Source organism: Sporomusa sp. (genome assembly GCF_057736855.1).
In genome coordinates this window covers 1-4,398 of sequence record NZ_JBYKYF010000263.1, presented here as the reverse complement: position 1 = coordinate 4,398, position 4,398 = coordinate 1, and the positions used below count along the sequence as shown (strand labels likewise).

Genomic DNA, 4,398 nt, shown 5'->3' with positions numbered 1-4,398 from the left:
CAAAACACATTACTCATCCCTTTCTGTGTCCCGGACAATAAGCCCGTCCCGAACGTAAATGACCCGCTTGGCATGGGCAGCAATATCAGGTTCATGTGTTACTAAGATAATCGTACGACCAGAAGCATGGAGGTGTTTAAATATGGCCATAACTTCATCACCCGATTTGGTATCAAGCGCCCCGGTAGGTTCGTCAGCCATAATAATTGAAGGTTCATTAATCAATGCGCGGGCAATGGCTACCCGCTGGCGTTGACCACCTGACAGTTCATTAGGCAAATGATGCATACGCTTTTCCAAACCGACAGAGGCCAGAGCAGCGGCTGCCCGTTCTTTGCGTTCTTTCGCTTTCACCCCAGCATACACCAGGGGTAAAGCAACATTTTCTAATGCCGTAATGCGTGGCAATAGGTTAAAATTCTGAAAAACAAAGCCGATTTTTTTGTTCCGGGTTAGTGCCAGTTCGTCGTCACTGAGTGACGCTACTTCCTGACCGTCCAGCAAATACGATCCGCTAGTCGGACGGTCTAGGCAGCCCAATATATTCATTAACGTTGATTTGCCTGAGCCTGACGGTCCCATAATGGCGGTAAATTCACCTTTTTGGATATTCAGAGTAACACCTGCCAGAGCGGCCACCACGGTATCGCCCATTTGATAAGTTTTGGTAATGTCAGTTAATGCAATTGTCATGCTATGACCCCCTTTTTGCACAGATGCCCGGTTAAAACATAGGTCTTGATGGTCGTTTACCCTGTTGGCTGCTGATCTGCGTCTTGGTGGTTACTTGCGATACGACCACCTTGTCACCCTCATTTACACCGCTGATAATTTCCACCCGGTCATCCCCGGTATTACCGGTTTTGACTGGAACATTCTGCATCTGACCGTTAGGCCCCACAACAATAACATACTTACCGGTTTTATCTGAACGGATGGCTGCCAACGGCAAAGTCAGCACACCTTTCTGTTCACTGACAATAATTGATACCCTGGCAACCATTCCAGGATATAGAAGGTTTTCGGAATCGGTAACATCAATAGTTACCGGATAATAGGTAACATTTTGAGATACGGTTGCTTTACGGGAAATAGTAGTAACTGTACCTTGAAACTGTTTATCAGGATAAGCATCTACCGTAAAGCTGACTTTCTGCCCCAGCACAACTTTTCCAATATCCGTCTGGTCTACATTGGCCTCAATTTGCATTTTGGACATATCAGCCACTGTTAAAATAACGGTTGGGTTATTAACCCCTTGTGCTACCAATTCTCCGGCTGACAGCGGTTTCCCAATGACAATGCCGTTCATCGGGGAAACGATAACGGTATCATCCAGTTTAGACTTAACCTCATCATAGTTAGCTTTGGCAATATTATATTCCATGCTGGCATTATCCAGCGCCTCTTGACTAGCACCGCCTATTTGACTCAGCCTGTAAGTCCGCTGGTATTTAAGTGCAGCATTATCCAGCCGTTCTTTGGCCTGGGTTAGCTGGGCCTGTATTTCACTGTCTTCCAGAATAACCAATACTTGACCAGCCTTTACCTCTTCATTTTCTTTGACCTTAACCTCTTTGATATGGGCCGTTATTTTGGAACTGATATCCACACTGTCAACTGCCTTGATAGTACCTGTTGCTTCTACCACTGAAGTAAGATCCCGACGTTCAACCCGGACGGTCGGCTGGGGTGCAGCAACAGGTTTATTCTTGATATGATAATAATACCCGCCGCCGGCAATCGCCGCTATAGCAATGATTCCTATGCTAATTGACCTTTTATAGTTTGCGATTTTTTGCCACATTGTCATTACCTCCGCCATTATAGACTACCAGCCGTTACACCCATTGCTTTATCCAGTTTGGCTCTATTAACATTATAATCATATAGCGCCTGAACATGGTTAGTTTTAGCTTGGGTAAGCGCCAACTGCGCATCAAAGACGTCAAGATTGGTTGCAACACCGGCTTTATAGGTTTCCTGAGCAATATATAAATCCTCTTTTGCTTTATTGACTGTCACTTCAGTGGTTTGCAGACGTTTTTCTGCCTCTTTCATGTTAAGGTAGCTTTGACGCACTTCTTGTTCAATAGAATCAAGCGTCTGTTCCAGTTCCAGCCGGGCTTGGGTTAATGTAGACTCGGCTTGATTTATTTGAGACTTGGTTACGCCGGCATCAAAAATATTCCAGCTTGCTGAAGCCCCAACCGACCAGTTGGTATCATCGGTAGGCAACAGTCCATCTTTCCAGCCAGTGGACGCTGATAGAGACACCGAAGGACGTTTATTGCTTCGGGCAATCTCAACACTCTTTTGAGCATTTTCAACATTGATCTGAGCCTGAATGGCCTCCGGGCGGTTTTGTTTGGCAAATGCAATGGCTTCTTGCAAGGTTCTGGTATCGGGCTGATAGGTAAGGTCACCCTGCAGTTCTATCTCTGCGTCTCCGTCCATATTCATGGTAGTAAGTAAATCAGATATTGCCACAGCATACTGGTTTTGCGCCTTAATCAGGTTCTGCTCAGCGTTAGCCACTTCTACCTCTGCCCGCAAAACCTCTGACTTGGCAACAACACCTTCCTGATATTTTGCCTGTACTATGTTTAAGTGGGCTTTAAGATTTTCGACACTTTCCTCATTCACTTTTACCATATTTTTGGCTTCAAGCACGCTAAAGTAATTGGTCGTAGCATCCAGTATAAGCTGTTGCTTAGTTTTCTCTACATTCAAATCAGCACTGCGCACACCAAGTTGAGCCTGCTCAATCTTAGCTTCGGTTCGCCCACCGTTATAAAGCTGCCAATTCATGCGCAAACTGTTGCTGAAATTGTCTTTGTCCTGATCAGAACTGCCCTGATAGCTATAGTTACTGTCAAGGGAAATGGTCGGCTTTTTACCAGCTTTAGCTTCATCAACCATAAACTCGGATTTCTTTTTATTTTCGCTGGCAATGTGAATGGATGGATTATTCTGTAAGGCATAAGTAATGGTTTCCTGCAGCGACAGCTTCACTGGTGCGGCAAAGACAAGTGTATGCTGTAAAAAAATCAGACCTGCGGTTATACATACAGCCTTATTCTTTAATTTTAGCATGGCTAGCAGCCTCCTACGTGTATTTGACTAACTCTATGCCTCATTGTAGTAAAAATTTCTTTGAATTTCTTTAGATCGTTTGCTATAAAAACTTTCTAAAACCAATTACTGCTACTGAACATATTATCCATTATAAATTTTAGATTCTTTTTAGAAAAGTCTTTTGGCAATGCTTCACCATGGAATACCATTTTTCTAATTGAAATAAAACCAATTTTCGGAGAAAATCCCCTAAAAATTAGGCTTGCAAAAACAGAAAAGGTTAAGGCAAGACAGGCTCAAGCAGCAATAATATTTCTTGCTGCTTGAGCCTGTTATGCACATGGTATTATGAAAGTAAAGACATGGCTGCCTCTTCTGCCAGCGGTTTGCTAAAAACGTAGCCTTGAATATGATCACAGCCAATCTGGGTTAATATGGCCAGTTGTTCTTTCGTCTCCACGCCTTCAGCCACCACGCTCATACCTAAAGTATGACCTAAATCAATAATGGTTCCTACCACCTGCAACTGTATTTCATCACGGCTAATATTATCAATAAAGGATTTATCGATCTTTAATACTCCCACAGGCAAACTCTTTAAATAGGTTAACGAAGAATATCCTATGCCGAAATCGTCTAATGCCAAAGTTACGCCAATATCCCGCAATTGACAAAGCTTGTGAACACTCTCCTCGATGGACTCAATAAAAACACTTTCTGTAATCTCCATTGCGATCTGCTCCGGCTTTATGCCGACAGTCTCAATACTAGCACGGACACGGGTAACAAAGTCTTCGGACATGAGTTGCCGCGGCGATATATTTAGCGACACATGAATATGCTCTTTTCCGCTATCAGCCAGCCGTCGGGCGAAACGACAGGCTTCCTGCAAGACCCATTGACCAATCGGCAGAATAAGCCCGCTTTGCTCAGCTAAAGGAATAAACCGAACTGGTGATACCATACCGTATTCAGAACTATTCCAGCGAAGCAAAGCTTCAAATCCAACAATCCTCTCGCCTGCCACATCAAACTGGGGCTGATAATGCAGAGAAAATTCCCCCCGTTCCAATCCTCGGCGTAATCCATTGGTTAACATCATTTTTTCATAGGCTTCTTTCAGCATCAATGGTTCATAAAAACGCCAGCAGTTTCTCCCTGCCTGTTTAGCAGCATACATCGCACTGTCAGCCTTTTTCAGAAGATCCTCAAGCGTATCGCCATCATCAGGATATATTGCCAATCCAATACTTGCTGAGAGATGAAACTTCTCAAGCGCAACTTCGTACTCCTTGCAGAGCTCGCTAACTGTCTTGTCGG

The 4,398-nt window shown here is 44.0% G+C and carries 4 protein-coding genes; all 4 read right to left on the bottom strand.

Features of this window, described 5'->3' with window-relative positions:
- Window positions 1–9 precede the first annotated feature (9 nt).
- On the bottom strand, window positions 10–693 hold the full coding sequence (locus tag AC29Z1_RS14190; protein WP_488272109.1) for an ABC transporter ATP-binding protein: 684 nt from the start codon (window positions 691–693) through the stop codon (window positions 10–12).
- A 31-nt stretch (window positions 694–724) separates the two neighbouring features.
- Window positions 725–1,807, bottom strand: coding sequence for an efflux RND transporter periplasmic adaptor subunit (locus AC29Z1_RS14185; RefSeq protein WP_488272108.1), 1,083 nt, complete (start codon window positions 1,805–1,807; stop codon window positions 725–727).
- A gap of 17 nt (window positions 1,808–1,824) precedes the next feature.
- Window positions 1,825–3,096: a TolC family protein gene (locus tag AC29Z1_RS14180; RefSeq protein ID WP_488272107.1), complete on the bottom strand. Its 1,272-nt coding sequence runs from the start codon at window positions 3,094–3,096 to the stop codon at window positions 1,825–1,827.
- 328 nt (window positions 3,097–3,424) lie between these two features.
- Window positions 3,425–4,398 (bottom strand): putative bifunctional diguanylate cyclase/phosphodiesterase (locus AC29Z1_RS14175; protein ID WP_488272106.1); only part of this gene is annotated, 974 nt, incomplete at its 5' end.